Consider the following 6,142-nt stretch of genomic DNA (forward strand, 5'->3'; position numbering starts at 1 on the left):
ATCCAGGTCTCGATGAGGTCGGAGGTGAAGACGCCACCGGCCTGGAGGTACTCGTTGTCGGCCTCGAGGGCGTCGAGGACGGCGGGGAGCGAGGTGGGGACCTGGGGGACGCTCGCGTGCTCCTCGGGGGCGAGTTCGTAGAGGTCCTTGTCGATCGGCTCGGCCGGCTCGATCTTGTTCTTGACGCCGTCCAGGCCCGCGAGGAGGAGGGCGGAGAAGGCGAGGTAGGGGTTGGAGGAAGGGTCCGGGGCGCGGAACTCGACGCGCTTGGCCTTCGGGTTGGAGCCGGTGATCGGGATGCGCATCGCGGCGGAGCGGTTGCGCTGGGAGTAGACGAGGTTGACCGGGGCTTCGAAGCCGGGCACCAGGCGGTGGTAGGAGTTCACCGTGGGGTTGGTGAACGCCAGCAGCGAGGGGGCGTGCTTGAGGATGCCGCCGATGTAGAAGCGGGCGGTGTCGGACAGGCCCGCGTAGCCCTGCTCGTCGTAGAAGAGGGGGGTGCCGCCCTGCCACAGGGACTGGTGGACGTGCATGCCGGAGCCGTTGTCGCCGAAGATCGGCTTGGGCATGAAGGTGGCGGTCTTGTTGTTGCGCCAGGCGACGTTCTTGACGATGTACTTGAAGAGCATCAGGTCGTCGGCCGCGGCGAGCAGCGTGTTGAACTTGTAGTTGATCTCGGCCTGGCCGGCGGTACCGACTTCGTGGTGCTGGCGCTCGACCTGGAGTCCGGACGCTTCGAGTTCGAGGGAGATCTCGGCGCGCAGGTCGGCGAAGTGGTCGACCGGCGGCGCGGGGAAGTAGCCGCCCTTGTAGCGGACCTTGTAGCCGCGGTTGTCCTCGACGGCGCCGGTGTTCCACGCGGCCGCTTCGGAGTCGATGTGGTAGAACGACTCGTTCGCGGAGGTCTGGAAACGGACGCTGTCGAAGACGTAGAACTCGGCCTCGGGGCCGAAGTACGCGGTGTCGGCGATGCCGGTGGAGGCCAGATACGCCTCGGCCTTCTTCGCGACGTTCCGCGGGTCACGGCTGTACTGCTCACCGGTGATCGGGTCGTGGATGAAGAAGTTGATGTTCAGCGTCTTGTCCCGCCGGAACGGGTCGACGCGAGCGGTCGACAGGTCCGCGTTCAGCGCCATGTCGGACTCGTGGATCGCCTGGAACCCGCGGATGGACGAGCCGTCGAAGGCCAGCTCCTCGGTCGGGTCGAACGTCGAGACCGGAATCGTGAAGTGCTGCATCACGCCGGGCAGGTCGCAGAAGCGGACGTCGACGAACTTGACGTCCTCGTCCTTGATGAACTTGTTGACGTCGTCGGCGTTCTGGAACATCCAACTCCTCCTAGGCCCGGCCCCGCGGGTCGGGTTGGCGATCGAGATGTGCGGCCAGTGCGGTGGCGCACACTGCCCTGACCTTAGAGATCAGGGATTTCTCCAGCATGACCCATTTGTTTCGCAGAGGTTAACCGCGATGCCCCGGAATCGCCCCCGATCGCCCATCGCCCAGTGCCCGCAAGGGCACTCGTGCGGGGCGTCCGGTGCCCGCCCGGTGGTCGGTTCGTGCCCGGGGTTACCGTGGATGCCGTGGACAACAGGGAAGTAGTGGGATCGTGGCTCTCCGGGCCGCGCGCGGCCGCGGAACAGATGGGCGTGGAGTTCGGCTACCGCGGTGAGCGGCTGGGCCTGCCCGAGGAGGGACCGGGGTCCGTCGCGTCCATCGGCCGTCGGGTCGCGGCGATCTTCATCGACTGGGTGCTGTGCGTGGTGATCGCATACGGTCTGGTCGCCCACGGTGACGCGCACTCTGCGAACAACTGGGCACTCGCCGTCTTCGCCGTGGTCAGCCTGATCGGGCTCGGACTGGTCGGCAGCACCCCGGGAAAGATGATCATCCGACTGCGGGTGATCGGCCTCGACGGGCGCCGGCTCAGCCCGCTCGCCGCGCTGATCCGTACGGTGCTGCTGCTGCTCGTCATCCCGGCGATGGTCTGGGACCGCGACACCCGGGGACTGCACGACAAGGCCGCCAAGGCGGTTCAGGTCCGGATCTGACGGAGTGCCGACGATCCGGAGCTGAACGAGAAGGAACGAAGAAAGGGGCGCCGGGGACGTCCCCGGCGCCCTATCTGCGCGTTCAGCCCAACCGCGGGCGCGTGCTCAGCCCGACTGCGTGCCCAGCCCGACTGCGTGCTCAGCGCCCGCGCGGCATTCGCATGCCTTTCGGCATCGGGCCCTTTGGAATCGGCATGTTGCTCATCAGGTCCCCGAGCGCCCGCAGCCGGTCGTTCACCTCGGTGGTCTTCGGACCGCTCAGCGACCGCGGCAGCCGCAGCAGCGTGGTGCGGATCTTCTTCAGCGGAAGCTGGCCCTCGTCGTCACCGACGATGTAGTCGTGCACCGGCACGTCGTAGACGACCCGGGTGACCTTCTTCTTCTCGGCGGCCAGCAGCCCCTTGACCCGGTTCGGGTTACCCTCGCCGACCAGGACGATGCCGGCCTTGCCGACCGCCCGGTGCACGACGTCCTGGCTCTTGTTCATCGCCACCGCGGGGGTCACGGTCCAGCCCCGTACGTTCTGCAGCACGGCGGCGGCCGCGCCCGGCTTGCCGTCGAGCTGCCCGAAGGCGGCCCGCTCGGCACGGCGACCGAAGATCACCGCGGTCGCCAGCAGGGCCACCAGGAAGCCCAGGATGCCCGCGTAGATGGGGTGGTTGATCAAGAAGCCGAGGGCGAGGATGACACCGAAGGTGACAAGTCCCACAGCCGCAAGGACAAGACCGATCTTCGAGTCGGCCTGCCTGGTCATCTTGTATGTCTGGACGATCTGCGCGAGCCGTCCAGAACTGCTCTCGGATGTTTCCTTCCTCGCCATGTGGCAAAGGATACGTGGCCTGTCGGTACGCCGTCACCGCGGTCGGGCGGCTCCTCCGCGTTCCGCGCCCGCGAGCGCCGCGATCTCGTGCTCGGCCTCCCGCCGGTCCTTGGCGCGCTGCCGGTCTGCCACGACGGCCGCCCAGGCGTTCCTGCGGGCGGTCTGCTGGCCGCCGCCCAGCAGAAAGGTTTCCACGGCGCGCAGCGCGCCCGCCACCGGCGCCGCCGGGGCTTGCCGGTGACGGCGCCGGAGGCGGGGCCGGTGGCCGGTCATGAGACGGCCGGGAACGTGCACCTGCTCGGACGACGACGGCATGGCGTCCCCTCGGGAGGAAGGCGGTGGGCGAAACGGGGAAGTGCGGCGGTGCGGGCCTGGCGGGAGTACGGGGCCTGGCGGGAGTACGGCGGTACGGGACCTGCGGAAGTGCGGGACCTGCGGCGGTACGAGACGCACGCGGCGTGGCACCCACGGCAGCGCTGCGGTGCTCGACACGACACTCGACACGACAACGGTGCGGCGAGAACAAGCCTCGCCACACCGTGTTACCAGCCGGTGACCATCCGGTCAATCTCGTATGAAAGCCGCACCGCCGGCGTGTGCCGCGGCGTCCTGGCCCGCACGCCGGTCGATGGCCTGCTGGAACAGCCGTCCGGCGCGGTATGACGAACGCACCAGCGGTCCCGACATCACACCCGCATAGCCGATCTCCTCGGCCTCCTCCTTCAGCTCCACGAACTCCGCGGGCTTCACCCAGCGCTCCACCGGGTGGTGCCGGGCCGAGGGCCGCAGGTACTGCGTGATGGTGATCAGCTCGCAGCCCGCGTCGTGCAGGTCCTGCAGTGCCTGGCTGACCTCCGCGCGCTCCTCGCCCATCCCCAGGATCAGGTTGGACTTGGTGACCAGGCCGGCCTCGCGGGCGCGGGTGATCACCTCCAGCGAGCGTTCGTAGCGGAAGCCGGGGCGGATGCGCTTGAAGATCCGCGGCACCGTCTCCACGTTGTGCGCGAGCACCTCGGGGCGGGCGCCGAAGACCTCGGCGAGCTGCGCCGGCTCGGCGTTGAAGTCGGGGATGAGCAGTTCGACCTTGGTACGGCCGCTCGCGCGGTCAGCGGTCATCGCGTGGATACGGCGGACGGTCTCCGCGTAGAGCCAGGCACCGCCGTCCTCCAGGTCGTCGCGCGCGACGCCGGTGATGGTGGCGTAGTTCAGGTCCATGGTGAGCACGGACTCGCCGACCCGGCGCGGCTCGTCGCGGTCCAGGGCCTGCGGCTTGCCGGTGTCGATCTGGCAGAAGTCGCAGCGCCGCGTGCACTGGTCGCCGCCGATGAGGAAGGTCGCCTCGCGGTCCTCCCAGCACTCGTAGATGTTGGGACAGCCCGCCTCCTGGCACACGGTGTGCAGACCCTCGCTCTTCACGAGTTTCTGCATCTGCGTGTACTCGGGACCCATCTTCGCCCGGGTTTTGATCCACTCGGGCTTGCGCTCGATGGGGGTCTGGCTGTTGCGGACCTCAAGGCGCAGCATCTTGCGTCCGTCGGGTGCGACTGCGGACACGACCGGCTCCCTCTAAAGCTTCGATTCTACGGCGAACACCAGCGTACGCCCGTACTTCCCACGGCCCATCATCGATACAACCTGCGGCATGGGCGGGGCATTCCCGGCTGGGCCGGGCCGCCGTCGCCCGGTGTGCTCACACCGCGCGGGGCAGCGGCACGGCCGTACCGAGCACCGCGGTCAGGTGCTTCTCGACCACCGGCAGCACCTCGGTCACCGGCACGTCCCGGCCCAGCTCGGCCGAGAGCGAGGTGACACCCGCGTCGCGGATGCCGCACGGCACGATCCGGTCGTACCAGGTGTTGTCCGGGTTGCAGTTGAGCGCGAAGCCGTGCATGGTCACGCCCTTCGCGACGCGGATGCCGATCGCGGCGAGCTTGCGGTCCTCGCGGCGCTGGCCGGCGTTGGAGGGGGCGTACTCCGGGCCGTTCAGCCGCGGGTCGAACTCCTCGTCGGTCAGCCGCGGGTCGAAGTCGAGGGTCAGGCCGCCCGGGCGCTGGGGGACCGGGTCGCCCAGCACCCACACGCCGCTGCGGCCCTCCACCCGGGAGGTCTCCAAACCGAAGTCGGCGGCCACCTGGATCAGCGCGTCCTCCAGCCGGCGGACGTGGGCGACCACGTCGACGGGGCGGGGCAGCTTCATGATCGGGTAGCCGACGATCTGGCCGGGGCCGTGCCAGGTGATCTTGCCGCCACGGTCGACGTCGACCACGGGGGTGCCGTCGAGGGGGCGCTCGTTGTCGGCGGTACGACGGCCGGCGGTGTAGACCGGCGGGTGTTCGAGCAGCAGGCAGGTGTCGGGCACCTCGTCGAGGAACCGGGCCGCGTGCACGCGGCGCTGCTCCTGCCACGCCTCCTCGTACTCGACGGCGTCGGTGCCGAACCCCAGGTGGACGAAGCGCAGTTCGCTCACGGCTACTCCTACTCCTCTGCGGTACGCGACGGAGGCGCGCTGCCGGCCGCGGCTGGTGGTGCGGCCGGACGCACCCAAGCCACTGTACGGCGGCGGGTCGGACGGCTGTGCCGCGGGCCCCGCGCGGGGGCGGGCGGCGCCGGCCGGTGGACGCGATCCGGCCGCACAGGAACTGTCCGGAATGCGGCCAGTTGTAGCCCATTCGGGCGAATATACGGCTCTTACGGTGAGCTTCCCGGCACTGACCGTTACATTCACGCCGATCCTGAGACACCCAGAGGAAGTGGACCGTACTGCCGATGACGGACCGCCCCACGCAGCGAACGCCGAACCTTCCGACCAGCGCGGCGCCCCGCCAGGCGCGTACCGAACGGCAGAACCGAGCCAACACCAAACTCGCCGACATCATCGCGGAGGCAGGCTTCTCGCATGCGGGACTCGCCCGCCGGGTCAACCAACTCGGCGTCGAGCACGGCCTCGACCTTCGCTACGACAAGACGTCGATCACCCGCTGGCTGCGCGGGCAGCAACCCCGCGGCACCACGCCGGCCCTGATCGCGGAGGTCTTCACGCAGCGGCTCGGCCGCCGGCTGGCCGCGCCCGACCTCGGCCTCGACGCGTGCGCGCCGGTCTACGCCGGGCTGGAGTACGCCGCCACGCCCGAGGAAGCGGTGGACATCGTCAGCGGGCTGTGGCGCAAGGACACCGGGAACCAGGCCGAGCTGCGGAAGATCGCCTTCACCCCGGCGGGGCTGGTGGTGCCGAGCCGGGACTGGCTGATCGGGCGGTCCGACGAGCGGGTGGGGC

General features: G+C 69.5%; 7 protein-coding genes. 2 read left to right on the plus strand and 5 right to left on the minus strand.

Annotated features, from left to right (window positions below):
- On the minus strand, positions 1-1,328 hold a 1,328-nt coding region (glnA, locus tag AC13HU_RS29900; protein ID WP_483045101.1), incomplete at its 3' end, for a type I glutamate--ammonia ligase.
- Between the two features lie 252 nt (positions 1,329-1,580).
- Here glnA and AC13HU_RS29905 point away from each other — a divergent pair.
- Complete coding sequence (locus AC13HU_RS29905) at positions 1,581-2,048, plus strand: RDD family protein (protein ID WP_483045102.1); 468 nt, start codon at positions 1,581-1,583, stop codon at positions 2,046-2,048.
- Between the two features lie 139 nt (positions 2,049-2,187).
- Here AC13HU_RS29905 and AC13HU_RS29910 read toward each other — a convergent pair whose 3' ends face one another.
- From AC13HU_RS29910 to lipB, 4 genes are all read right to left on the minus strand, one after another.
- Positions 2,188-2,868, minus strand: coding sequence for a DUF4191 domain-containing protein (locus AC13HU_RS29910; protein ID WP_483045103.1), 681 nt, complete (start codon positions 2,866-2,868; stop codon positions 2,188-2,190).
- Positions 2,869-2,901: 33 nt separating this feature from the next.
- The gene (locus tag AC13HU_RS29915) at positions 2,902-3,063 is read right to left on the minus strand and encodes a hypothetical protein (protein ID WP_483045104.1); all 162 of its coding nucleotides are present in this window, start codon (positions 3,061-3,063) and stop codon (positions 2,902-2,904) included.
- Positions 3,064-3,432: 369 nt separating this feature from the next.
- Entirely contained in the window at positions 3,433-4,422 is a 990-nt protein-coding gene (gene lipA, locus AC13HU_RS29920) for a lipoyl synthase (RefSeq protein ID WP_483045105.1), read from the minus strand.
- Between the two features lie 136 nt (positions 4,423-4,558).
- On the minus strand, positions 4,559-5,335 hold the full coding sequence (gene lipB / locus AC13HU_RS29925) for a lipoyl(octanoyl) transferase LipB (RefSeq protein WP_483045106.1): 777 nt from the start codon (positions 5,333-5,335) through the stop codon (positions 4,559-4,561).
- Between the two features lie 299 nt (positions 5,336-5,634).
- On the opposite strand from lipB, the gene AC13HU_RS29930 reads away from it, so the two are divergent.
- The coding region (locus tag AC13HU_RS29930; protein WP_483045107.1) for an NsdA family TPR-like regulatory protein at positions 5,635-6,142 on the plus strand (508 nt) is incomplete at its 3' end.

This window comes from Streptomyces sp. NH27, assembly GCF_056859195.1.